This window comes from Flavobacterium piscis (assembly GCF_031457575.1).
Lineage (GTDB): Bacteria > Bacteroidota > Bacteroidia > Flavobacteriales > Flavobacteriaceae > Flavobacterium > Flavobacterium piscis_A.
This window is the reverse complement of the sequence record NZ_JAVDWQ010000006.1, coordinates 248,411-273,286: the sequence shown is the minus strand read 5'-3', so window position 1 is coordinate 273,286 and position 24,876 is coordinate 248,411. Positions and strand designations below refer to the sequence as shown.

Genomic DNA, 24,876 nt, shown 5'->3' with positions numbered 1-24,876 from the left:
ATAAAAGAAATAGTGGTAATCTGCGATGGGGACCCAAGCAAATCACCACTATTTAATACAACTTAGATAACTTCCGAACACCTATGTTTTTAAAAACCTGTCGGGTTTATATAAATTATAATTTTATTCTAAGACCTAAACCAACCAGCCACTAATTCATCCTCAAACGAATTAGCATTTTTATGAATAAATTCATTCGTGTTTTTATCATACGAATAATCCAGTTTCCATGTTTCATGGTTTTTAGCCATCTCCTTAATACTTTCACAAACAAAAGCAATCTCTTCGTTTGTAGTTGTTGGATGAATCGACATCCTGATCCATCCCGGTTTTTTGATTAAATCACCAATGCTGATTTCATCAACCAGTTTATTTGAAGTTTCCTGATCCACATGCAGTAAAAAATGCCCGTAAGTTCCGGCACAGCTGCATCCGCCCCTTGTCTGAATTCCAAATTTGTCATTCAGTAATTTTACACCCAAATTAAAATGCAAATCTTCAATAAAAAATGAAACCACTCCCAAACGTTCCTGATGTTGGCCTGCCAGAATTTTAATATTTGGAATTCCATTCAATTCTTGAAACACAAAATCTATAATTTCATGCTCGCGTTGCAGGATATTTTCAATCCCCATTTCTTCTTTCAGCTCAATCGCAAGGGCAGTTTTAATCACTTGTAGAAAACCCGGAGTTCCGCCATCTTCACGATCTTCAATATTATCGATATATTTATGTTCTCCCCACGGATTGGTCCAGCTTACGGTTCCTCCGCCAGGACAATCCGGAATCATATTATTGTATAGTTTTTTATTAAAAATCAAAACGCCGGAGGTCCCGGGACCACCTAAAAACTTATGCGGCGAAAAGAAGATCGCATCCAGATACGCTTCCTGATCTTCAGGATGCATGTCTATTTTAACATACGGCCCTGAACAGGCAAAATCTACAAAACAAACACCATTATGCTGATGCATTAATTTGGCAGCTTCATGAAAAGGAGTTTTTAGACCCGTGACATTTGAACACGATGTTATCGAAGCTATTTTTATTGTTCTGTCTTTATATTTTTCAAGTAATTCTGCTAAATTCTCCAAAGAAAAAAGTCCTTTATTGCAGGACGGAATAATTTCAACATCAGCAATCGTTTCAAGCCAAGAAGTCTGATTGGAATGATGTTCCATGTGCGAAATAAAAACGATTGGTTTTTTCTCAGCAGGAACATTTGTAAAGGCTTTCAGATTCTCAGGAACTTTCAATCCTAAAATACGCTGAAATTTATTTACAACACCCGTCATCCCGGTACCATCTGTAATCAATACATCATCCTGATTAGCATTAGTATGGCGTTTTATAATTTTTCTGGCATGATGGTACGCTTTTGTCATGGCAGTACCTGACACGGTAGTTTCAGTATGCGTATTAGCTACAAAAGGACCAAAATTATTTAGAAGTTTATCTTCAATCGGGCGATACAACCTCCCGCTGGCAGTCCAGTCTGTATAAATAATCTGTTTTTTACCGTAAGGCGAAGTAAATTCCTGATTAATTCCAACAATATTTTTTCTGAAATCGTTAAAATAAGCTTCTAAAGTCATGGTATTATTTTTGCTGTACACGAATGTACTTTTTGTTTGACAGCAAATATATTATTTTTTAATAAAATTGCGGATTTATCAATTACAAACTTCAAATTTTAAATTACTTTTTAATATCTTTAATCAAATAGACTTTTTACAAATAATTTACTATAATATTCTATATAACTAATAGGATAAGTTGGTAACTAAAAAATAATAAATGAAAAATTTATCAGTAGCAACCTTTGGAGGTGGCTGTTTTTGGTGTATAGAAGCTGTAATTCAGCGTTTAAAAGGAATTGAAACTATAAAATCAGGTTATTCTGATGGGCAAATAAAAAATCCAGCCTACAGGGAAGTGTGTACAGGAAGAACCGGTCACGCTGAAGTTATACAAGTTGTTTTTAATCCTGACATAATTTCATACCATGACTTAATTACTGTTTTCATGACAAGTCACGACCCCACAACATTAAACCGACAAGGCGCAGATAGCGGAACACAATACCGATCTATCATTTTATATCATGATGAAACTCAGAAAACAATTGCTGAACAGGTTTTTAATGAAATCAGGTCGGTTTTTTCAGATCCAATTGTTACACAGTTAAAACCTTTTCAGGTATTTTACGAAGCTGAAGAAGATCATCAAAATTATTATAATGATAATCCGGAAGCGGGCTATTGCCGAATGGTGATTGACCCAAAAGTGTATAAATTAAAAAAAATGTACGCTGATAAAATAATTGAATAAATCAGAATGAAAAATTTAAAAACACATAACCGATTTACTGCTGAATTACCAGCTGATCTTATTGAAACTAATGAAGTACGTCAGGTTTCGAATGCACTTTTTTCGTATGTAAATCCAACAAAACCTTCCAATCCTAAACTAATTCACGCTTCCGAAGAAGTAGCTGAACTGGTTGGAATCTCAACAGATGAAATTCAATCAGAAGAATTTCTGAATATTTTTTCAGGTAAAGAAATCTTATCCGAAACACGTCCGTATGCGATGTGTTATGCAGGACATCAGTTTGGAAACTGGGCAGGGCAATTGGGTGATGGCCGTGCGATCAATTTAACTGAAGTTGTAAATGACGATCAGTTTTTAACTTTACAATTAAAAGGAGCTGGAAAAACACCATACTCGAGAACTGCTGATGGCCTGGCTGTTTTACGTTCATCAGTAAGGGAACATCTGTGCGCTGAGGCCATGCACTATTTGGGAGTACCTACTACCCGATCGCTTTCACTGATGTTGTCAGGTGATGAAGTACTTCGTGATATTTTATACAATGGAAATCCTGCCTACGAAAAAGGGGCTATTGTCTGTCGTGTCGCTCCCTCTTTTATTCGGTTTGGAAGTTTCGAAATGCTCACGGCCAGAAATGAACTGAAGAATCTAAAACAGTTTACAGAATACACTATCAAGCATTATTTCCCCGAAATTAAAGGCGAACCAAAAGAACAATACCTGCAGTTTTTTAAAACCGTGGCCGATACAACCCGCGAAATGATTCTGCATTGGCAACGTGTAGGCTTTGTTCATGGCGTAATGAATACCGATAACATGTCGATTCACGGCATAACAATCGATTATGGACCTTATGGATGGCTGGAAAATTACGATCCCAACTGGACGCCTAATACAACCGACAGCCAAAACAGAAGATACCGTTTTGGAAACCAGCCTCAAATTGCCCAATGGAATTTGTACCAATTAGCCAATTCTCTTTTCCCTTTAATCAATGAATCGGAGCCTTTGGAAAAAATATTGGAATCATTTATGATTAATTTTGATTCTGATTATAAAAAAATGATTTTAAGTAAATTAGGACTTACTACTTCAATAGATAATGACGATGAATTAATTGCGTATTTAGAATCCAATTTGCAATTATCAGAAACCGATATGACTATTTTTTATCGCAATCTGAATCGGATTAAAAAAACTGATTCTCCCGAAAAAGCTTTAAAAGCTATTGAAGATGCTTTTTATAATCCTAAGGAAATCAAGGACACGATTCTGGATAATTGGTTATTATGGTTTACCGATTATTTAGAAAGACTGAATCAGGAAAACACTTCAGATGAGGAAAGATTTATATTAATGAATTCAGTTAATCCAAAATATGTTTTACGAAATTATATGGCGCAACTGGCAATTGATGATGCCGATAAAGGGGATTATTCGCTAATTACTAAGTTGCACGAGTTACTCAAAAAACCTTATGATGAACAGCCAGAACATGAAAAATGGTTTGCAAAACGACCGGATTGGGCTCGTTCAAAAGTAGGATGCTCGATGCTTTCCTGTAGTTCTTAATTATTTTTTTTGCCACGAATTCCACTAATTTGCACAAAACGGATTAGATTAAAAATTGAATTTTACTAATTTCAACTACATATACAATTATTTTTTAGTGAAAATTCGTGAAATTCGTGGCTAACATTTATTTTGAAGTAATATAATTCACAATCATATTAGCATGGATGCGTGAATTTTCAATAAACCATTTATGGGTTTGCATACCGCCACACACCACTCCTGCTAAAAATAGTCCTTCTACATTCGTTTCCATAGTTTCTGGATTGTATGCAGGAATTTTCAATTCATCGCCTGATAACTGAATACCCATTTTTTCAAGAAAAGACAAATCCGGTTTATAGCCGGTTAATGCCAAAACAAAATCATTTTTGATGCCTACTTTACCGTTTGGAGTTTCAATTTCTACTTCACTTTCGCGAATTTCAGTGATATTCGATTCAAAATAAGCTTTTATGCTTCCTTCTTCAATTCTGTTTTCAATATCAGGTTTTACCCAATATTTCACACGGTTATTGATTTCATTTTTACGAATTACCATGGTTACATTTGCCCCTTTTCTCCAACATTCCAAAGCGGCATCTACAGAAGAATTATTAGCTCCCACAACCAAAACATCCCGAAAAGCATATTCATGAGCCTCTTTGTAATAATGGCGGACTTTAGGTAATTCCTCCCCTTTTACACTCATTTCTATCGGAATATCATAGAAACCAGTTGCTATAATAACGTTTTTAGCTTCGTATGAGTTTTTATTTGTTTTGATATTAAAAAGTGAATTTTCCAGCTTCTGGACCTGAGTTACTTTTTCGAATAAGTTGATATTGAAATTAAAATAGCGATGAATATTTCGATAATATTCCAATGCTTCCTGACGACCAGGCTTTGGTGCCAGACAATTGAATGGGATATTACCAATCTCAAGCCTTTCTGCCGTAGAAAAAAAAGTCATATACAACGGATAATTAAAAATACTATTGACAATGGCTCCTTTCTCTATAATCAAATAATTCAGGTTTTTATTTTTGGCTTCTATTGCACAAGCCAGTCCAATTGGACCACCGCCTACAATAATCAGATCGTATGATTGTGTCATAAAATTATTATTTTCCCCAGTCTTTAAAAGGATTTTTACTTAAATAAGCATTGTAGTAGCGCTCATCATTGGTAATTTCTTCTCCTAGCCAATCCGGCTTTTCAAATGAATCGGTTTCTGATTGCAATTCAATTTCTGCCATGACCAAGCCTTCATTTTCTCCATAAAATTCATCTACTTCAAAAATATGATTGCCTGATTTTATTTCGAAACGCGTTTTCTCGATTTTTCCCTTTTCACACAATTTAAGTAATTGCTGTGCTTCGTCAAGCGGAATTTCATTTTCCCACTCGAAACGGGACATTCCCCCCTGTTGTCCTATTCCTTTTATCGTGATAAAACCTCTATTACCTTTGATTCTGATACGGACAGTTCGTTCAGGAAGTGAACTCAAATAACCCTGGGCAATTTTGTTTTGAGCAAAAGCCTGTGATTTGAATTCATCTGATTTTACAAGAAACTTTCTTTCAATCTCAATCATTTCTTCTGATAATTAATTTGAATGCAAGTTACTCAATTTAAATCAGAGATAAATTCAAAATTCTAATTTCAAGACTGAAAATTACGTCCAAATAAAGATTTTATTTGTGAATTTATAAGAAAAGAAGAATCCCAATCTTTAGAAGTATTGTACCACAACTGTCCATTTGAAACTTCCAAAGGACAATCAAAATTATTGGTATAAAGTGCTCCGGTACCCAAACCCTGAGGCATATTGGAATTTTGCAAAAATGTCCATTGCGCAATTGCATTAAGACCAATATTACTTTCCAATGCTGAGGTAATCCACCAGCCAATATTATATTTTTCTGCTAACGTAATCCATTCCTGAGTTCCCCTAAAACCGCCAACAAAACTTGGCTTCAAAATGATGTATTGCGGTCTGACTTTTTGCAGCAATACTTCTTTTTCTTCCAGGGAAAATACTCCAATCAGCTCTTCATCCAAAGCAATAGGAAAAGGAGTCATTTTACACAGTTCTGCCATACTGTCAGTGTTGTTTTTCTGAATAGGCTGTTCAATACTATGCAATTCAAAACCAGATAATTGATTTAATTTATCTAAAGCTTCATTTAAATCAAAAGCACCATTAGCATCGACACGAATTTCTATTTGATCAGGAGTAAAATGAGTACGAATAAAGCGTAATAAGTCGAGTTCTTTCTGAAAATCTATTGCCCCAATCTTCAGTTTTATACAGGTAAATCCCTGAGCCAATTTCTCTTCAATCTGCTCTTTCATAAAAGCTTCCTCTCCCATCCAAACCAGTCCATTAATGACAATTGATTTGGTATTATTAGTAAAATCTGAAGGAAATAACAAATACGGATTTTCACTTTTCAGAGATAAAAAAGCCATCTCGATTCCGAATTGAATTGAAGGAAATTCTAATAATTTTTCCCAAAGAACATCTTCCCCTAAATGAATATTTTGGCAAGTCCAATTCAATTTCTCTTCATAATCCTCTCTGTCATCAGCGCTCAATCCTCTTAAAATTCCACACTCTCCTATTCCTTTTTTACCGTCTTTTTCAAGTACTATAAACCAGGTTTCTTTTTCGGTCATAATACCACGTGAAGTTCCCGAAGGACGCTTAAATTCGAGCATATATTTGTGATAAGTAGCTTTCATGCATGATGCTTTTTTAAACCATATAAGTGATTATAAGAAAATTTAAGCTCAGCTTTGGGGCAAAATTTAAATGAACTTATAATCACTTATATGGTGAAATATTTTTTTAATTATACAATTTCAAAACCCTCTCAAAGTCTGAAGATGGCAATCCTGCTTTTTGAAAAAGGGCAAAATCCTGTTTGGTTTTATCAATCCAGCTAAGGCTGTCGGTAACGTTTTGAGTTTGGTATTTTTTATAAATGGATTTTGCCGTACTATAATCATCACTAACCAAATAGGTATGTGCCAAATACAGTTTTACTAATAATTCGGTATCATCCGATTTTTCGCCTTCTTTTAAGAACTTCAGAGCTTTTGCATATTGTTTGGTCAAAATATAACTGTAACCAATCGAAGCGTAGTCCAGCGCAGTTGCTTTTCCCGAAGTGATTATCGTATTTAACTTCGGAATCGCCTCATTGTATTTTTGCAGTTTTATTAAGGTGTTGGCCTGTGTTCTTAAATCATTAAAAACATTTTTAGAAATATTGGCATCATTGTAACAGGCATTTCCAAAATCTTTATAAACCTTAGTTTTTTCTATGGCAAGTAATTTTTGAAATTCACCATATCGGTATTGCTTCATGGTTTTATCCATAATGCAAACACAAAAATCATCTGAATTAGCCATTTTTTGTGCCATTGTAGAGGTTTTGCACAAACTGATAATTTCGTTTTTATTATCCAGATTCCAGCCACGGTTAAGCTTTGTATCAACCCAGGGCACAACCTCTAATACTATTTTTTGCTTTAAAAACCAATTTTTGCTTTCAAATCCAAACCAAATGGTGGTTGTATTTTGTTTTAAACAGGATGATTTATCAATTGATAAACGTTTGGCATCCTTGCTTAATGGATCAGCCTGTAAAAAACAGGCATCATCAATTTTTCCGTTATCAACATATTTTTTTGCATTGGCATCAGAAGTAAAAAGTGCATACGTACATTTATCATCGCCCGATATTTTTGACATCAGGAATACAGCTCCTGCAGAGCCCTGACCGATACCATAAGGATCTGGAATAGCTTTTAATACTGAAACCAGACTATTGGCCATTTGCTGATTTTCATCCAAAAGAGTTATCCGGTAAACAATTTCGGTAGTCCCAACAGGTAAATCTTCTGTTTTAACAGTGATTCTGTCACCTGCTGAAACAATGATTTCTTTTGTGGTCGCACGATCTTTGTCCCAGTATCCGTCTTCTTTTTGTGCAAAAGCGTTATAAAAAGAACCAACTAAAAGGAATACAATTATTTTCTTCAAATTCATCTTTTCTCGTTTATTACGTTTTAGCCCTGATGGAAGCGGCATCCTTTTTATTTTTTCTTTAAAAATAAAAAGATACAGCGGACAGCAGGAAACAGCTCCAATTATTCAAAATTTATTACTTATTTCTGACGTTTTTTCAAAACATCGACTACATCATTAAGTTGAAAACCTTTGGCCTGCAGCAGAATAAGATAATGAAAAAGCAAATCGGCACTTTCGCTCAGGAAAAGGTCATCGTTATCATCTTTGGCTTCGATCACCACTTCTACTGCTTCTTCACCTACCTTCTGAGCAATTTTATTGATTCCTTTTTCGAATAACGAAGCTACATAACTTTTTTCTGAATCAGCATTTTCCCTGCGGATTTTAATCGTGTTTTCTAAACTGGAAAGAAAGCCGAAATTTTCTTTGTTCTCTTCCTGCCAGCAAGTGTCTGCCCCTGTATGACACGTAGGACCAACTGGCTTTGCCTGAATTAACAACGTATCGCCATCACAATCATTTTTAATATCCACAAGATTCAAAAAGTTGCCACTCTCCTCACCTTTTGTCCAAAGTCGTTGTTTGGAGCGGCTGAAAAAAGTTACTTTTTGTGTTTCAATCGTTTTTTGAATCGATTCTTCATTCATATAACCCAGCATCAGGACATTTTTAGTTTCTGAATCCTGAATAATTGCCGGAATCAATCCGTGTGAGCTTTTGATATTGATGTTCATATATTTTATTTAAAGATTGAAAAATTTAAAGATTAAAAAATTATCTATTAGATTTTCTTTTCTCTTTATTCTTTACTCTATTTTCTAAATTCTTACTTCTATATTATTATTTTTTAGTTCTTGTTTTAAAGTTTTGATTTCGATTTCCTTGAAGTGAAAAACGCTCGCAGCCAAAGCAGCATCAGCTTTTCCTTCCTTAAATGAATCTACGAAATGCTGTATATTTCCGGCGCCACCAGAGGCTATGATCGGAATATTAATTAAAGTTGATAATTTCGCCAAAGCTTCATTGGCAAAACCATTTTTGGTTCCGTCGTTATCCATTGATGTGAATAATATTTCTCCAGCACCGCGTTTTGCAACTTCAACCGCCCAATCGAATAAATTGAGTTCTGTTGGTACTTTTCCGCCTACCAAATGCACAATCCATTGTCCGTCAATTTGTTTGGCATCAATAGCAACGACAACGCACTGGCTTCCGAATTTCTGAGCTAAATCATTTATTAACTGTGGATTTTTTACTGCCGATGAATTAATCGAAACCTTATCAGCTCCATTATTCAAAAGGACTTCAACATCTTCAACAGATGAAATTCCACCACCAACGGTAAACGGAATGTTGATTTTCTCCGCAACACTTCTCACCATCTTTACCAAGGTTTTTCTGCGTTCTTCCGTTGCCGAAATATCCAGGAAAACCAATTCATCCGCACCTTCCGCCGAATAAATTTCTGCCAATTCGACCGGATCTCCGGCATCACGTAAGTCTACAAAATTAACACCTTTTACGGTTCTTCCGTTTTTTATATCAAGACAGGGTATGATTCTTTTTGCAAGCATGTTTTTAGTTATTTCACAGAGATTCGCAAAAAATCCACAGAGATTCACAAAGATTTTTTAGTGAATCTTTGTGTTTTACTTCGTGCAACTTTGCGAAATAATCTATTTATTTAAAATATAATTCTCTAATTGCTTTAATGTAATTCTTCCTTCATAAATCGCTTTTCCGATAATCGTTCCTTCGCACCCTAATTCGGCTAATTTAGGCAATTCATCGAAAGTTGAAATTCCACCCGAAGCAATTAGTTTTATCCCTTTAGCTTCTGCTAAAATCTTGGCATATAAATCAAAACTTGGACCTTCTAACATTCCGTCTTTCGCAATATCGGTACAAATAACGTACTGGATTCCTTTTTTTTGATAATCCTGAATAAACGGAATCAAATCTTCATCTGAATCTTCCAGCCATCCTGAAACTGCTACTTTTTCATCTTTGGCGTCTGCACCTAAAATAATTTTATCCGAACCGTATTCAGAAATCCATTTTTCGAAAATGATCCTGTTTTTTACCGCAATACTTCCACCGGTAATTTGATTGGCACCGCTTTCAAAAGCGATTTTTAAATCGGCATCCGATTTTAAACCACCTCCAAAATCAATTTTCAATTTCGTCTGTGTAGCAATTTGTTCCAAAATTTTATAATTGACAATTTTGCTTGATTTAGCACCGTCTAAATCTACTAAATGTAAATATTCAATTCCGTGTGCTTCAAATGATTTCGCTACTTCAATCGGATTTTCATTGTAAATTATCTTAGTGTTGTAATCCCCTTTTGATAAGCGGACGCATTTCCCGTCAATGATATCTATGGCTGGTATTATTCTCATTTATTTAAGTCTTAAAGTTTGAAAGTCTAAAGTCGTAAAGTCTTGATTTTGATTGTGAACGATTTTTGACTTCAGATTTTCTAAAATTGATATTGATTTTTGATATTGCTGAACTTTTACAATTTCAAAAAGTTTTCTAGTATTTTTTCTCCAACTGCACCGCTTTTTTCCGGATGAAACTGTGTTCCGTAAAAATTATCTTTTTGTAAAGCCGATGCATATTCTAATTCATAATTTGTTGTCGCAATGGCTTCAGCGCAATTTGGAGCGTAAAAACTATGTACCAAATACATGAATTCGTTCTCCGGAACTCCCTTAAACAAATCCGATTTTAAATCATAAATCTGGTTCCAACCCATTTGTGGTACTTTTACTTTTGGTGTGAATTTAATCACATCCACATCAAAAATCCCCAAACCTTTGGTATTGCTTTCTTCAGACGAATTACACATCAATTGCATCCCCAGACAAATTCCTAAAACAGGTTGTTTCAAATTCGGAATCAAGCTATCCAAACCACTTTCTTTCAGTTTTCTCATGGCATAACTCGCCTCGCCAACACCAGGGAAAATCACTTTGTCAGCAGCCTGAATTTCTTCCGGATTATTACTTAAAACAGCTTTAAAACCAAGCCTTTCAATCGCAAACATAATGCTTTGAATATTTCCTGCTCCGTAATTTATAATAACAAGCCCTCCAGCCCCCGAAGGGGAAGTTGAATTTGAATGCTTTTCAATTTTATTCATCTACTTATAATTTTTAATCATTTGATTCCCTTTCGGGGGTTAGAGGCTACAACATTCCCTTTGTACTTGGCAATATCATTTTCTCAGTATCTCTTTTCACCGCTACTTTTATTGCTTTAGCGAAAGCTTTAAAAATAGCTTCAATTTTATGGTGCTCGTTATCACCTTCCGCCTTGATGTTGATATTGGCTTTGGCTCCATCCGAGAACGATTTAAAAAAGTGATAAAACATTTCAGTAGGCATTTTACCCACCATTTCGCGTTTGAATTCGGTTTCCCAAACCAGCCAGTTTCTTCCTCCAAAGTCAATTGCAACCTGCGCCAAACAATCATCCATTGGCAAACAGAAACCATAACGTTCGATTCCAAGTTTATTACCTAATGCTTTTGCAAAAACTTCTCCCAAAGCAATTGCAGTATCTTCGATTGTATGATGTTCATCAACTTCTAAGTCGCCTTTTACCAATATCTCAAGATCCATTTGACCGTGACGCGAAATCTGATCTAACATATGATCAAAGAAAGCGATTCCGGTGTCTATTTTACTTTTCCCTGTTCCGTCTAAATTTACATTGATAAAAATATCCGTTTCATGTGTTTTACGGGTAATCGAAGCAGAACGTGCCTCTAATTTCAAAAACTCATAAATTGTTTTCCAGTCTGTTGTCTGCAAAATAATAGTTTCGTCTAATTCTTCACGTTTCGATGAAATTTCATTCGTTCCAACTCCATCAGTCATATTCATGAAAATGGCTTTTGCTCCTAAGTTTTTAGCCAGCTCAACATCTGTCAGGCGATCGCCCAAAACAAATGAATTTGCCAAATCATAATCCGGATTATTCAAATATTTGGCCAACATTCCGGTTCTGGGCTTGCGTGTTGGTGCATTATCTGCTGGAAACGATCGATCAATAAAAATATCATCAAACAAAACGCCTTCGTTTTCGAAAGCTCTCAAAACAAAATTCTGTGTTGGCCAAAACGTATCTTCCGGAAAACTATCCGTTCCCAAACCATCCTGATTGGTTACCATCGCCAATTCGTAATCTAATTCATTGGCAATTTTAGCCAGGTATTGAAACGCCTTTGGATAAAATTCAAGTTTATCCAAACTATCCAATTGCAAATCTGCAGGTTCTAAAACAATCGTTCCGTCACGATCGATAAAAAGTACTTTTTTCATATTTTATTTTTTTAGAATAAAGAAAATAGAGTAAAGAGAATAGATTTAATTCAATCTCAGCTCTACAATTTTTCTTTTTTCTTTGCTCTATATTCTTTTCTCTATTACAGCATCTTCAATTCCTTAATCAAAATAGCATTTTCCTCCGGAATTCCAATTGTCAGACGCAAACAATTTTCGCATAAGGGCTGGGTTGTTCTATTACGAATCACGATTCCTTTTGCAATCAATTCGTTGTATCTTTTATTGGCATCATCTACTTCTATCAATACAAAATTAGCTTCCGTCGGATAGATTTTTTCAACAAAACCAACCTCACCTAATACTTTAAGTAATTGTTCTCTTTGCTCAATAATAGAGGTTATTTCAGCTTTTATTTTTTCCGAATCATTTAAACGAACAATGGCTCTTTGCTGAGTCAGTTCGTTAACATTATACGGAGGTTTTATTTTATTCAAAACTGAAATTACAGCCTCAGAAGCATAACAAATTCCTAATCTGATTCCGGCAAGACCATACGCTTTAGAAAGTGTTTGGGTAATCACCAAATTTGGATATTCATCAATTTCTGTCAACCAGCTTTCTTTTTCCGAAAAGTCGATATACGCTTCATCAATTACGACCAGACCTTTGAAGTTTTGTAGCAATGTCACCACACTTTCGTCTGAAAAAGAATTCCCTGTTGGATTATTTGGTGAACATAAAAAGATGATTTTGGTATTGTCATCAACTGCATTTAAAATCTTTTCTACCTGTGGCTGAAAATCGTTTGAAAGCAAAACTTCCCTGTTTTCTACTGCATTGATATTTGCTAAAACACTATACATTCCGTACGTTGGCGGTAATGAAATGATATTATCTGTTTTTGGTTCACAGAAAGCCCTGAAAAGTAAATCTAATACTTCATCGCTTCCGTTACCTAATAAAATCTGACTAGATTTTACGTTATTATTCTTTGCCAAAATTGCTTTAACCGAGTTCTGCTGTGGATCAGGGTAACGATTTACGCCATTTTGAAACGGGTTTTCATTCGCATCCAAAAAAATCATTTCGGCAGTATCAAAATCTTCAAACTCATCACGAGCCGAAGAATAAGGTTTTAATGTTTTAACGTTTTCACGTGTTATGGTGTTGATATCGAATTTCATTTCTTCTTTTTTTAATCAGAGGATAGAAAAAAGAGTAAAGAACAAAGACTTCTCACTAGTCTTTAATATAATCTATATTCTTTGCTCTATATTCTTTGCTCTTTATTCTTTTTCCTTTAAACTATTTAGTCGAAGTGTTACAGCATTCTTATGTGCCTGCAAACCTTCTGCTTCCGCCATAACTTCAATGGCGCGTCCGATATTCTGAATTCCTTTTTCTGATATTTTCTGAAACGTCATTGATTTCATGAAACTATCCAGGTTTACACCACTGTAATTCTTGGCGTAGCCGTTTGTCGGTAATGTATGATTTGTACCAGAAGCGTAATCGCCTGCACTTTCCGGAGTATAATTTCCAATAAAAACAGAACCTGCATTCAAAACGCCATTACAGTAAAAATCATCAAACTCTGAGCAAATTATAAAGTGTTCCGGTCCGTATTCATTGATTAATTCTAACGCAATTTTATCGTTTTCAACAAAAATTAGTTTAGAATTCGCTATCGCTTTTTTAGCAATTTCCTTCCTTGGAAGTTCTTCTATTTGTGTCTGAATTTCCTTTTCAACGGCATCAATCAGTTTTTTTGAAGTTGAAACCAAAATCACCTGACTATCCGTTCCGTGCTCCGCCTGAGACAATAAATCCGAAGCTACAAAAGCAGGAACAGCTGTATCATCTGCCACAACCAACAGTTCTGAAGGTCCGGCCGGCATATCAATGGCTACTCCAAATTGTGTCGCCAGTTGTTTTGCCACGGTTACAAACTGATTTCCGGGTCCAAAAATTTTATACACTTTCGGAATCGATTGTGTTCCAAAAGTCATTCCGGCAATCGCCTGGATTCCGCCAACCTTCAATATTTTGGTTACGCCACATAAATTAGCAGTATATAAAATTGCAGGATTTATTTTTCCGGTTTTATCAGGTGGCGAACACAAAACAATTTCATTACAGCCTGCAATTCCAGCAGGAACTGCCAGCATTAAAACCGTTGAAAATAAGGGAGCTGTTCCGCCGGGAATATACAAACCAATTTTTTGAATCGGTCTTTTTTCCTGCCAGCAGTTTACACCTTCAATTGTTTCAATTGAAATTCTTTCTGTTTTCTGTGCTTTATGGAATTTATAAATATTTGCTTTTGCCAACTGAATCGCTTCTTTCAATTCATCAGAAATTGAATTAATAGCTTCTTCAATTTCCTGTGAAGTCACTTCATAATTTTCTAAAGCAATTCCATCAAAAATAGAAGTGTATTTTGCAACCGCTTCATCCCCTTTTTTCTGCACTTCCTTAAAAATTTCCTTGACCGTAACTTCGATATCATCGATAGTTTTGGTTGGTCTTTTTAATATTTCTGACCAGGTATCTGGTTTTGGATTGTCTATTTTATTCATTGTTTTTATGCTTTAAGCTTTAAGCTGTAGGCCATAAGCTTTATTAACTTTATGTTTTTTTGGCTTAAAGCGTATTGCCTAAAGCCTAAAGCGGACGAAGTCCTAAAGTACCATTTTTTCGATTGGGCAAACCAAAATTCCTTCGGCTCCGGCTTCTTTCAGCTGGTCTATTACATCCCAAAAAGTGTCTTTATCAATTACAGAATGTACGCTGCTCCAGCCTTCCTCAGCCAATGGCAAAACGGTAAGACTTCGTAAAACCGGTAATATTCTGCCAATTTCATCAATTTTTTCGTTGGGTACGTTCATTAAAATGTATTTTGAACTTCGGGCCCTTAAAACCGATTGGATCCTGAACTTTAATGTATCGATGTGTTTTTGAATTTCAGGAGAAACTTTCGGTGAAACGGCTAAAACAGCTTCACTTTTCAGGATTACTTCTACTTCTTTCAAATTATTTTTAAACAATGTACTTCCGCTTGAAACAATATCCACAATCGCATCCGCAAGGCCAATATTAGGCGCAATCTCTACTGATCCTGAAATTTGGTGAATATCAACTGTTAATCCAAAAGAACCGAAATATTCAGTAACTGTATTGGGATAGGAAGTAGCGACCCTTAAGCCAGCTAAATCCTGAATAGAATTGTACTCAAAAGTTTTAGGAACTGCTACAGAAACCTTGCATTTAGAGAAACCCAGTTTTTGAATTACTTCAATATGCTTCCCTTTTTCTACTAATAAATTATCTCCGACAATAGCAAGATCCACTACGCCGTCAATTAAATATTGAGGAATATCTGAATTTCTCAGGTACAGAACTTCTAAGGGAAAATTGGAAGCTTCGGCTTTTAGCTGATCGTTTCCGTTGTTGATTGAAATACCGCAATCCTTAAGAATTTGAATGCTGTCTTCGTTTAAACGACCTGATTTTTGAATTGCAATTTTTAAAGTACTCATTTTTCTTTTTTTGTTTAATTAATAGTTTGAGTACAAAGAATAGGTAATAAAAAACCCGTTTGATGTACTCAAACGGGTTTTAAAATATGATGATTTACATGCATATCATTAACACATCGCCTGAGAGCAATTATGAAAATGATGATGATGTAATTGATTTAAAAACATTGTTGGTTGATTTTTTATTCTTTGATTCGGTTGCAAATATAGTAGTAAATTTAATAAAAAAGCAATTTTTAATTTAACTTAACGATAGTTTATTGTTAAAAATATTTTCTAATTATTAAAACCACAATGATCTTGTTAAAATCAGAGCCCTGACCCTGATGGGAGCGACATCCTTTTTCTGCCTTTTTTGCCGGAAAAAGATACAGCAGACAGCAGGAACAGCTCCTGATACTACACTATCATTACTACTTTTAAATTATTATATTACAGCACATTAGATTACAGTATTCTGGTTTAATCTGATACAAATTCTCTATATTTGAGAAAAGATCTTATTAATAAAACTTGATTAGAATATAATGAGGACAATTTTAAAAAAATACAGTAATAAAACAAAAGCGGCTTTTATTTTACTTGTTATTATGCTGATCATCATATTGAGTAATTTTAATACGCTGCAGAATTCAAAAAATGCAAACGAAAACATCAATACCATTTATAATGACAGACTGGTTGTGGCTTATTATATTTTTCAATATGCTAATGAGCTTCATTTAATAAAGGCAGAAACTCAAAAAGCGATTTTAAATGATGCTTATAAAAAAGGCAAAATAGAAAATGCTTTACAAACCATCCATACTATAGATAATTTGTATGTCAAAACAGTTCTGACCCCAAAGGAAAAAAGTCATTTTGATGCTTTTTTGGTATCCTGTTCAGAGATTGACAAACAGGCGCAAAATAAGAACTGGAATTTAGTAATGGAATCAAGTAATAAAGCCTTAAAAACACTAAATCATCTTTCTGAAATTCAAGTCAGGGAAGGAAAGGAAAAACTGGCCAGTGCCAATGCGATGCATAGTGGCAATAATACACTTGGACAGCTGCAGATTGCTTTGCTTGTTGTTTTGGGAGGGATTACTTTTTATCTTCTAATTATAAAAAAGCCTAAAAAAAATATCAAAATTCCGGAATCGCCAAGCCTTAATTAAAACAAAAATCTGTGAATATTGGAGCATTTGCTAAGTCTTCATTTCAGATTCTTTTCATTATTTTGGTTTAACTAATTTTTACATTCATAATCCTTGCTTCTCACTGAATAAAATCTAAAGTATTATTTTTTTATCTTTTTCCACCACATAGGTTAACTTTCAAGCGGCCTAATTCTGAATAACCTTCTTCTGAAATTTTCAGCTTCAGACTTCTCACAACTCATTTAACACTAGTCAATTGTATAGTAAAATATTACCTCTCTTATATTTTTTTATTAATTACTCAATCCTAAAAAAATTATCTTCTAATTTTTTAGGATTGAGTAATTATTTATTGACAAAACTACATCAAAATATTTTTAATTTATAAAACTATTTTTTAGTTAAATTATTGAACTTATTCAACTTTTTTGTAGTTAAAATTGATTAATAGTTATTTTAATTGCGTTTTTTTAAGTAATATTTAATTTATTATTAAAATTTTACATAAGTTTGTCAAAATTATTAACAACTGATAATCAGTTTTTTAAAATATATTTTAAGCATCAAAAAAACAGCAACACGTTTTATTAACTAAATAACCAAACCCAAATTATTATGAAAACAAATTTTAAATTACTCGTCTTATGTTCCATCGTCTCTTTTACTGCATGTGAAACAAATGACACTCCATCAACTACAAGTGAAACCGCAATTAAAAATGAAGAGATTACAACTGGAAACAGTTCTCTTACAGCCAAAACAACTACTATAACCACTGAATCCGGATTGAGATCTGCAGTGGCATCAGCTGTTGCCGGTGATATTATTAAAATTAGCGGTACAATTAATTTAACACAAACTCTGGAACTTGCTAAAAGTGGTACTTCCAGCGCAAAAATAAATTTGACAGGCGGTGTTTTAAACTGTTCAGGCATGCCGTCAGGAAGCTGGGGAGTAAAAGTAAACGGAAGCTACTGGAATATTACCAATATGACAGTCAAAAATGCCCCTGATTGCGGTATTGTTTTCCAACATGGCGGAAATAATTACGTTTACAATGTAATTACTTCAAACAATGGAGATTCAGGTTTACAAATTTACAATGGATCACATGACAATTATGTCTACTCGTGTAAATCAAACGACAACTATGACGCAGCAAATGCCGGTGAAAATGCTGATGGATATGCCTGTAAATTATCTGCCGGAAAAAATAACGTCTTTGATAGTTGTAGTGCCAACCACAACTCTGATGATGGATGGGATCTTTATGGCCAGCCCTATACTGTAACAATTAAAAATTGTACTGCAAGTAATAATGGTTTCGGATCTAATGGAGATGGCAACGGATTTAAATTAGGGAGCGCGGGACAAAAAGTTGCCCATACCGTAACCAACAATACTGCTACAAATAATTTAGCCTGGGGATATGATGGAAATGGAAACACTGGTCGTATTACTATTACTGGCAGTGGAGGTTCTGGAAATAAAAAAGGGCTCTTTACGAGGCTATACTAATTTCACAATTCAAAATATTTAGAAAAGGCAGTTCAAAATTGAACTGCCTTTTCTATTTCTATTCGAGAATTAAATTTATTTAATCATTTTGATTTTGCATTCCGAAAAGATTTCCTCTTTGAAATAATTTTAAATCCTGTTTTAAAGCTTTGCTGTTGCGTTTTGTAAGTTCTTTTGAATCCAAATCACTTAAGTCAGGTTTTCCAGCATTAACCCAGGCCGTATACCAAAAACTGGCTGTTGCTGTAATGGCTTTTTTCATTTGGTTTTCTACCATTCCGTTTAATTCTGTATGTAATTTGGCAGCGTATTCATCAGAAAATCTGGCTGAATTGTATTTACTCTTTACAATTTTACCCTCCGCATCAACGACAAAAACCTGATTTTCAGGAGTCGAAGTTCTTAGTTTTTTATCAACTGCCAATAATGGCTGAACCAGACTGTGCGTATCTTTGATCATGTCCCAGGTTGCTTTGTGGACATCTTCGTAATATTGAGCTTCCGGTACATTTAACTTGTAATTTTTAACGAATAATTCCGGTAATCTGCTTTCCCAAAGTGAGTGAATTCCTTTTTGGCCGGTTAATTGTCCGTCATGGTTGGCAGATGTGTGTAACGGCATATGGGCATCTCCGATATAATGTCCTAAATCTGCAGCCAGAAATAAAATTTCAGCTCTGTTTTTTTCTTTGAAAGCTTTGGTTAATTTTACCATCATGTCTTCTATATACCAAGGCAAGATTCCGTTATCGTTCAGGAATTTAGCATCGTATTTTTTATTTACTTCTTCCAAGTTTTTAGGCAAACTATCAATAGATTCTGCAAAGTTCTCCAGATCAATGTAATGTCTCGGGTTTTCTTCTTTGTATTTTAAAGCATATTTACGAATGTCCGGGACTGAAGCTTCCTGTGTAATAAAATCGATATGATTATAAAAAAACACTTGTAACGACTGAGGCAAAGCCATTACTGCCGCTTTATTAATGCGTTCATGGCCTACGATTCCCCATGACAAGGTCAAAAATCCAATTGCTATCACTACAAAAGCGATTAGTTTTGATTTGATTTTAAAATTTTTCATTTTGAAGTTTTGTTTGAAGCACAAATTTATTTCATTTAAGGATAATTCAAAAGAATACTAATTAATATTGTGTTAATTTAACTTTGTTCAGTTTTTAAACCATATAAGTAATATAAATTCATTTAAAAATTTCTTTGTAAATTCGTTTCGGTTATACTTTAAATTTTTAAATATATGCGCCTAATTTATTCGGGTATTCTCTTTTTTATCATTTCTCTTTGTACAGCACAGAAAGATGAAGATATTATACAATTAAAAAACGTTAGTGATACGATTCTAAATACCAAACGAACATTGAAAATAAAAGATCCGCTGGATGGAATAAAAACAATGCAAAAATTATTTCCCGGTAAACTCTATAAATTATCAAATCGTAATACTTTTATGAGCTGGAAATGCAAAAATTGCAAACCTACTCCCTACACTGATGCTAATGGTATGGAAGGTGATCAGCTATTTCCATACACAGAGGGTATTGCTACGAGACTTGACACTACAATTAATTATACCGATTCTAAAGGAAATGAATTTAAAATGTTGGTTTTTAATCATTCCGTTTATGATGAGGATGGTTCACAGACCGGTCGTTTTAGCGGAGGGCTTTTAGGATTAGCCAAATTTTCAAAAACTGGAAATGTGTGGGAAATGAAGTCTTTCCAACCCGCAATTGCCGCTTTTGGTGCTTTCGCCAGGATACCTGCTTTGAAAGTTGTAGCAATTGGAGAAGATCAATATGCCTTTACATTGATACATGCCAATGGTGGTGCAGGCGGTCCCTATAACGCATACCTCTATCTAATTGCAGGCTTTAATGGAAAATACCAGCCTTTGATGGAACTAGGAGATTACAGACTTTCTAATAATGCCGAAGGTAGTACCAATTGGTCAAGTACTTACACAGTTGTTAATGATGGCAAGAAAAAGTTTTTTAGGGATTTTGCCGTTACAACAACCGGATTCTATAAAAAAGCAAAAGGCACGGAAGATGACTTTGAAGTAGATTTACCAATGGAAGTCAGCGAAATGGCCAAAACGAAAAAACAATTTAATTTTACAATTGAAAAACGTCTTTCGTTTAATGGAAAATGGTACAACATTACAGGCAAAGCTGTTGTGAAATATTCTAATGTTAAATAGCTCTTTATTTGAGATAAAAAATTGATACTAAACTTAAAGCTGCAATAAATATCCAAAGAAAAACTCCTTGAAGCAAAGGCTTCACTCCTACTGATTTTAAGGTATTTATATTCAAGGTTGCCCCAATTAAAAACAAAGTAATGGTCAATCCAATTTTGGCAATATTTACGATATGGGGCGCAATAACAGCAGTCGAAGGCACATACGTATTAAAAAGCATTGCCAAAACAAACAATCCTATAAAGTAAGGAATCTTGATTTTAGAATTTTTATTTTTGAAAATCACTGCTGTTAAAATAGAAACTGGAATAATCCATAATGCTCTGGCCAGTTTTACGGTTGTTGCAATCTGTAAAGCTTCAGCACCATATTTGTTCGCTGCACCCACAACGGAACTCGTGTCATGAATAGCAATAGCACACCATAATCCAAAATCTTTTTGAGATAAATCAAGCTGATGCCCGATGAACGGAAAAGCAAATAATGCAATTGCATTTAAAATAAAAACCACACCCAAGGCAATGGATGTCTGATTTTCATCTGATTTAATTACCGGGGAAATGGCCGCAATGGCACTTCCACCACAAATGGCTGTTCCGCATGAAATTAAATGTGATGTTTTTTTCTCGGTTCTGAACCATTTACCTAAAAGAAAACCGAAAATCAATGTGCTTAAAATTGAGAATATCGTCAATAAAAAACCTTCTTTTCCTGCTGAAATTGCGTTGTTGGTATTTATTCCGAATCCTAAGCCTACAACTGAAAATTGTAATAAAATAGTAATTGCTCTATTGTTGAATGCTAAAAACGGATTTCCAAAAACATTCACTAAAACTACTCCTAACAATAAGGCTACCGGCGGAGAAATAATCGAAAATAAACACAAAATAATCACCAATGCAAAAATTGCCTGCTGAAAATAAAGGCTAACTTCTAATAAATGTGCTGAAGAATGTTGTTTTGTTTTCAAAATAAAGGTAATTGGTATTTACCTCACAAAGGTCGGTCTTTTATATTGGGTTAACCAATCGTTAAATACAATCGGCTATAACTTCAGATTATAATAAGATGCGATATTTTGAATAAACAACTCAGATAACGGGTCTGATTTTCCTAATAAAGTAATAATGTAAAAGTCTCTTTCGATAGCTAAATTTTCAACATCCAGTACAATCAATTCTTTATTCATAAGTTCCTTATTTACTGCATGTATGGACATAAACGCAAAACAATCTGAATTTAATAAATAAGATTTTATACTTTCGGTACTTCCTAACTGCATTTCGATTTGTAGATTGGTTAATTTTACGCCAACTTGCTTTAGTGCATATTCTATAACTTCAAGTGTTCCAGATCCGCGTTCACGTGTTATGAATTTCATTGATTTTAAATCTTCCAATGAAATTTCAGCTTTCTTTACCAATGGATTTTTGGTATTGCAGACCAGAACCAGTTCGTCTTTTAAAAACGGAATGTATTTTATGGATTGATTTTTAGATTGCCCTTCTACAATTCCGATTTCGATTTCCTTATTGATTAAGGCATTTTCAATTTGCTCTGTATTTCCGTTTAGCAAATTGACTTTTATATCCTGCTGTTTTTGATGAAATCGTGCTAAAACAGGTGAAATAATATATTGCGAAATGGTTGTACTTGCTCCTAACCTTAATAAACCCTGACGTTCATTGATAAACGAACTCATGTCAAAATCGATTTCACGATATATTTCGAAGATGTTTTTGGTGTGTTCCAACAGAATTTCTCCGGCAGGCGTTAAGGCAATTTTAGAACCATTTCGCTCAAAAAGCTTAGTTTTATAGGTTTCTTCGAGTTCCTGGATGTGTTTGGAAACGGCTGGCTGGGTAATATACAATTCTGTTGCCGCTTTAGTAAAGTTAAGGCGGAGCGCAACGGTGTAGAAAACTTTTAGCCTGAAATCCATTATTTATTTTATTAAAGGTGAAACACAAATTTCACGAATTATCACGAATTTTTTTAAACCGTGACAATTCGTCACCGTTTAAGTTTACTTATCATTTAATTATTTGTAAAATGATATTTAATCTGATTTAATCCAATCTAAATAACCAGTCGAAGACATTTTTACTTGAAAAAAATTACAATTAGTGATATACACATCTTGATTAGAATAAATCAGATTAAATATTAAAACACAAATAACAAAAAACTATAATAAACCATTATACTTCCTAACAAACCATTCCGTCGTCAATAAAGCAGCAATTAAAATCAATAACCAAACCCAATCAATTAATGGTGTTTTGGTTGAGACATTCTTCTCTATCGATTTGTATTCCTTATTTTCTAAAAGTGCGTGAATCAAATCATCAACCTGATCCTGAAAAAAGGCTTTTCCATTAGTTTGTAGTGCTAATTGCTTCAATTTTTGAACATCCGGATTTACAAATTGCTTTTCTATATCAAAATCCAAAATCTCAAAACGACTTGAATAAACTGTGTTCGTATTCAATTCTTTTACTATAAAACTATATTTTCCGGCTGCTAAACCATCTAAATTTGCTGAGAAAGAATTATTACCTTTCAATAAATCGTAATTTTTAGTTTGTTTAGTTTCAGCATTTGTAACTGTAATTGTTAATCTGGCTTTTTCGTCAAACTCGTAATTTTTATTGAAATACTGGGCGTTAATTACAATTGCTTCTCCCGAATTGTAAAAGCTTTCGTGTTCTACAACTAAAGATTTTTTTGAAGCTGATGTTGCCAAATACTGAATAATCTTATCTATAAAAACATCATATTTTTCAAAAGACTGATTGTCTATATGACTTTGTAAACGCCATTTCCAGCTGTTTTCCCCTAAAAGAAAAGCGGTTCGTTTGCCTTGATTTTCGGCGAAAGCCAATAATGGCGCATTGGTAGAAACATTTCTGATTTTAGAAGAAAGTAAAACCGAGACATTTCCGTTTACGGTAATTGTTCCGAATAGATTTTGCAATGGCGGGAAATTTTCAAAACCAATGTTTTCAATGGCAAACAAATTAAACTGTGATTGAAATTCGTTTAAAAAATCTTCCCTTTGATTACTCATTTTAAATACCAAATTATTCTGTTTTTGGTTCAGAAAATTAAAATCGGTGTTATTCCCTGTAATGATAAAAGTATTTGTTCCTGCTAATTTGTTATTATCAAAAATAGGTTTAAAAGCACTTGTTGGCTGATATAAAACCAGAACAGAAACATCTTGTAATTGACTAATATCATTTGGTTTAACCAATATCACTTTACGCTGAGCATTTGTTTCAATCGCACGTTTCAATGCTCCAATATCAGGATGATTTATTGCCGACACTATTGCAATTGTTGACTTTTGATCTATTACTTCAACTGCAAAATTCTTACTATTATTGTAGCTGTTTTTTTCTTTTAAATTTGAAGAAATACTGGCTTTAAAAATTTGCAGACCTATTTTATCAGCAGGTAAAAGCAAATTTAAAGTGGCCGTTTTTTTAGATGGAGAAAAAGCAACTTTTTCTTTGACTACAACTGTACTTCCTTGCGAAATTGTAAAATCAGCTGTTGTATTTTTATCTCCTGCATATTGCAGAAAAACTTCAACCGGAAATTTATTTTTATGAAAAGCGTATTTATTTACGTTGAGCTGATTGATTTTTAAATCAAAAAAAGTGGTTGTATCCCCTACAACTAAAGGATAGACTTTATTAACAGGATCAAAACGATAGACATAATCGTTTCCTGTAGTCTGATTTCCGTCAGTAATGATAACCGTTGGAAAAATCAGGTTTTTATTGATGCTCTTTAAATTCTTTGCAACTTCATCAAGATTGGTTTGTTTTCCTTTAAAATCAAATTGGTCAGAAGGTTTAAAATCTGTATCAAATTGATACGACTGAATTTCGAATTTATCCTGAAGTGCAGGGTTTGAAATTAACTTCTGATATAATTCGGAAACCTTTTTATCCGATTTTAAAACCGTAATTGAACTCGAATTATCTACCGCAATTGCCAAAGGCGTTTTGGTTACTTCCAGCGAATTCTTAGTCATTATAGGATTAATCAATAAAACTAATAATCCAAAAATGGCTAAAAAACGCAAAAAAGCCAAAAACAGATTCACTTTCGAATCGTTTTTGGCTTTATAAAAATATTGAAAATACGACAATCCACCAGCTATTACTAAAGAAAGTAATAATAATAGAATCGTGTTTGTAGTCATATATATTAGTATTCAGTAAT

At 34.0% G+C, this 24,876-nt stretch carries 23 protein-coding genes; 6 read left to right on the top strand and 17 right to left on the bottom strand.

The window, feature by feature from the left end:
- Positions 1–128 precede the first annotated feature (128 nt).
- Positions 129–1,595, bottom strand: coding sequence for an aminotransferase class V-fold PLP-dependent enzyme (locus tag J2W48_RS11330; protein ID WP_310281338.1), 1,467 nt, complete (start codon positions 1,593–1,595; stop codon positions 129–131).
- Between the two features lie 202 nt (positions 1,596–1,797).
- On the opposite strand from J2W48_RS11330, the gene msrA reads away from it, so the two are divergent.
- Positions 1,798–2,331 (top strand): peptide-methionine (S)-S-oxide reductase MsrA, encoded by a 534-nt coding sequence (msrA, locus tag J2W48_RS11325; protein ID WP_310281336.1) that lies wholly within the window; start codon positions 1,798–1,800, stop codon positions 2,329–2,331.
- A gap of 6 nt (positions 2,332–2,337) precedes the next feature.
- Complete coding sequence (locus J2W48_RS11320; protein WP_310281334.1) at positions 2,338–3,906, top strand: protein adenylyltransferase SelO; 1,569 nt, start codon at positions 2,338–2,340, stop codon at positions 3,904–3,906.
- A 127-nt stretch (positions 3,907–4,033) separates the two neighbouring features.
- Here the strand turns inward: J2W48_RS11320 and J2W48_RS11315 are convergent, their stop codons facing one another.
- The 12 genes from J2W48_RS11315 to hisG form a co-directional block, all read right to left on the bottom strand.
- Positions 4,034–5,002 carry a YpdA family putative bacillithiol disulfide reductase gene (locus J2W48_RS11315; protein ID WP_310281332.1) on the bottom strand — a complete coding sequence of 323 codons (969 nt, stop codon included), beginning with the start codon at positions 5,000–5,002 and terminating at the stop codon, positions 4,034–4,036.
- 7 nt (positions 5,003–5,009) lie between these two features.
- On the bottom strand, positions 5,010–5,483 hold the full coding sequence (locus tag J2W48_RS11310) for a CYTH domain-containing protein (protein ID WP_310281330.1): 474 nt from the start codon (positions 5,481–5,483) through the stop codon (positions 5,010–5,012).
- 68 nt (positions 5,484–5,551) lie between these two features.
- Complete coding sequence (locus J2W48_RS11305; RefSeq protein WP_310281328.1) at positions 5,552–6,634, bottom strand: o-succinylbenzoate synthase; 1,083 nt, start codon at positions 6,632–6,634, stop codon at positions 5,552–5,554.
- A 106-nt stretch (positions 6,635–6,740) separates the two neighbouring features.
- Positions 6,741–7,946, bottom strand: a complete 1,206-nt coding sequence (locus J2W48_RS11300; protein ID WP_310281344.1) for a tetratricopeptide repeat protein — start codon at positions 7,944–7,946, stop codon at positions 6,741–6,743.
- Between the two features lie 119 nt (positions 7,947–8,065).
- Positions 8,066–8,662, bottom strand: a complete 597-nt coding sequence (gene hisIE, locus J2W48_RS11295) for a bifunctional phosphoribosyl-AMP cyclohydrolase/phosphoribosyl-ATP diphosphatase HisIE (protein ID WP_310281326.1) — start codon at positions 8,660–8,662, stop codon at positions 8,066–8,068.
- 84 nt (positions 8,663–8,746) lie between these two features.
- The gene (gene hisF / locus J2W48_RS11290; protein WP_310281324.1) at positions 8,747–9,502 is read right to left on the bottom strand and encodes an imidazole glycerol phosphate synthase subunit HisF; all 756 of its coding nucleotides are present in this window, start codon (positions 9,500–9,502) and stop codon (positions 8,747–8,749) included.
- Between the two features lie 102 nt (positions 9,503–9,604).
- Positions 9,605–10,330 carry a 1-(5-phosphoribosyl)-5-[(5-phosphoribosylamino)methylideneamino]imidazole-4-carboxamide isomerase gene (gene hisA, locus J2W48_RS11285; protein WP_310281322.1) on the bottom strand — a complete coding sequence of 242 codons (726 nt, stop codon included), beginning with the start codon at positions 10,328–10,330 and terminating at the stop codon, positions 9,605–9,607.
- Positions 10,331–10,446: 116 nt separating this feature from the next.
- Positions 10,447–11,076: an imidazole glycerol phosphate synthase subunit HisH gene (gene hisH / locus J2W48_RS11280; RefSeq protein WP_310281320.1), complete on the bottom strand. Its 630-nt coding sequence runs from the start codon at positions 11,074–11,076 to the stop codon at positions 10,447–10,449.
- A gap of 46 nt (positions 11,077–11,122) precedes the next feature.
- Positions 11,123–12,259: a bifunctional histidinol-phosphatase/imidazoleglycerol-phosphate dehydratase HisB gene (hisB, locus tag J2W48_RS11275; protein WP_310281318.1), complete on the bottom strand. Its 1,137-nt coding sequence runs from the start codon at positions 12,257–12,259 to the stop codon at positions 11,123–11,125.
- Positions 12,260–12,363: 104 nt separating this feature from the next.
- Complete coding sequence (gene hisC, locus J2W48_RS11270) at positions 12,364–13,407, bottom strand: histidinol-phosphate transaminase (RefSeq protein ID WP_310281316.1); 1,044 nt, start codon at positions 13,405–13,407, stop codon at positions 12,364–12,366.
- Between the two features lie 102 nt (positions 13,408–13,509).
- Complete coding sequence (gene hisD, locus J2W48_RS11265; protein ID WP_310281314.1) at positions 13,510–14,802, bottom strand: histidinol dehydrogenase; 1,293 nt, start codon at positions 14,800–14,802, stop codon at positions 13,510–13,512.
- A gap of 102 nt (positions 14,803–14,904) precedes the next feature.
- A complete protein-coding gene (hisG, locus tag J2W48_RS11260; protein WP_310281312.1) occupies positions 14,905–15,762 on the bottom strand; it encodes an ATP phosphoribosyltransferase in 858 nt (285 codons plus the stop codon).
- A 98-nt stretch (positions 15,763–15,860) separates the two neighbouring features.
- On the opposite strand from hisG, the gene J2W48_RS11255 reads away from it, so the two are divergent.
- From J2W48_RS11255 to J2W48_RS11245, 3 genes are all read left to right on the top strand, one after another.
- Complete coding sequence (locus J2W48_RS11255) at positions 15,861–16,007, top strand: hypothetical protein (protein WP_310281310.1); 147 nt, start codon at positions 15,861–15,863, stop codon at positions 16,005–16,007.
- Between the two features lie 282 nt (positions 16,008–16,289).
- Positions 16,290–16,922, top strand: coding sequence for an MCP four helix bundle domain-containing protein (locus J2W48_RS11250; RefSeq protein WP_310281308.1), 633 nt, complete (start codon positions 16,290–16,292; stop codon positions 16,920–16,922).
- Between the two features lie 597 nt (positions 16,923–17,519).
- The gene (locus tag J2W48_RS11245; RefSeq protein WP_310281306.1) at positions 17,520–18,422 is read left to right on the top strand and encodes a right-handed parallel beta-helix repeat-containing protein; all 903 of its coding nucleotides are present in this window, start codon (positions 17,520–17,522) and stop codon (positions 18,420–18,422) included.
- A gap of 79 nt (positions 18,423–18,501) precedes the next feature.
- On the opposite strand, the gene J2W48_RS11240 is transcribed toward J2W48_RS11245, so the two are convergent.
- Positions 18,502–19,503: a zinc dependent phospholipase C family protein gene (locus J2W48_RS11240; protein WP_310281303.1), complete on the bottom strand. Its 1,002-nt coding sequence runs from the start codon at positions 19,501–19,503 to the stop codon at positions 18,502–18,504.
- Between the two features lie 174 nt (positions 19,504–19,677).
- Here J2W48_RS11240 and J2W48_RS11235 point away from each other — a divergent pair, with 174 nt between their 5' ends.
- The gene (locus tag J2W48_RS11235) at positions 19,678–20,640 is read left to right on the top strand and encodes a hypothetical protein (protein ID WP_310281302.1); all 963 of its coding nucleotides are present in this window, start codon (positions 19,678–19,680) and stop codon (positions 20,638–20,640) included.
- 4 nt (positions 20,641–20,644) lie between these two features.
- On the opposite strand, the gene J2W48_RS11230 is transcribed toward J2W48_RS11235, so the two are convergent.
- From J2W48_RS11230 to J2W48_RS11220, 3 genes are all read right to left on the bottom strand, one after another.
- Positions 20,645–21,610, bottom strand: coding sequence for a YeiH family protein (locus J2W48_RS11230; RefSeq protein ID WP_310281300.1), 966 nt, complete (start codon positions 21,608–21,610; stop codon positions 20,645–20,647).
- Between the two features lie 75 nt (positions 21,611–21,685).
- Positions 21,686–22,582: a LysR family transcriptional regulator gene (locus tag J2W48_RS11225; protein WP_310281299.1), complete on the bottom strand. Its 897-nt coding sequence runs from the start codon at positions 22,580–22,582 to the stop codon at positions 21,686–21,688.
- Positions 22,583–22,828: 246 nt separating this feature from the next.
- The gene (locus J2W48_RS11220; protein WP_310281297.1) at positions 22,829–24,856 is read right to left on the bottom strand and encodes a hypothetical protein; all 2,028 of its coding nucleotides are present in this window, start codon (positions 24,854–24,856) and stop codon (positions 22,829–22,831) included.
- Positions 24,857–24,876: the final 20 nt, after the last annotated feature.